Annotated in this window: 1 protein-coding gene; it reads left to right on the top strand. The window is 59.2% G+C overall.

Features of this window, described 5'->3' with window-relative positions:
* Nucleotides 1-302, top strand: a 302-nt coding sequence (locus D7Y13_RS47545; protein ID WP_208734724.1) for a hypothetical protein, incomplete at its 5' end; no start/stop codon positions are given.
* Nucleotides 303-407 lie beyond the last annotated feature (105 nt).

The raw sequence follows: 407 nt of genomic DNA, 5'->3' as shown, positions 1-407 counted from the left end.
GCCGAAATACGGCTCCTAACGAGAAGCACCTGGAGCACGTCTGCGGGGCTCTCCTTCGCGACACCAAGGTGCGCGTTGCGAACAGTCTAGGTATTGAGTTCCGCAAAGATCTCTCGTTACACGACGGTCTTACCTTCCTCGCCAATACGCAGCCGCGCGACCTCGTTCACCGGCAGGCTACGTTCATCGTGCAATTAGCCGGGCCAGTTGCTCGTTCACCTGTCGACATCGCGACGCTTTTGTTCGGCGGTCGTCGTGCTCTCGAGTGCGCGACCCGACGGTCAAGCACCGCAATTCACTGAACCCTGACTGTGACCAAACGCACCTTTCTCACTACGTTTCTCGGCGGCGCCAGCGTGCTTGCCGCGGCCAGCCAATTCCGTTTCCGCAAAGCTCCCACGAATATG

Origin of the sequence: Corallococcus praedator, from assembly GCF_003612125.1 — a bacterium.
GTDB classification, from domain to species: domain Bacteria; phylum Myxococcota; class Myxococcia; order Myxococcales; family Myxococcaceae; genus Corallococcus; species Corallococcus praedator.
Note: the sequence above shows the minus strand (reverse complement) of the source record. Positions and strands in the feature narration are given on the sequence as shown.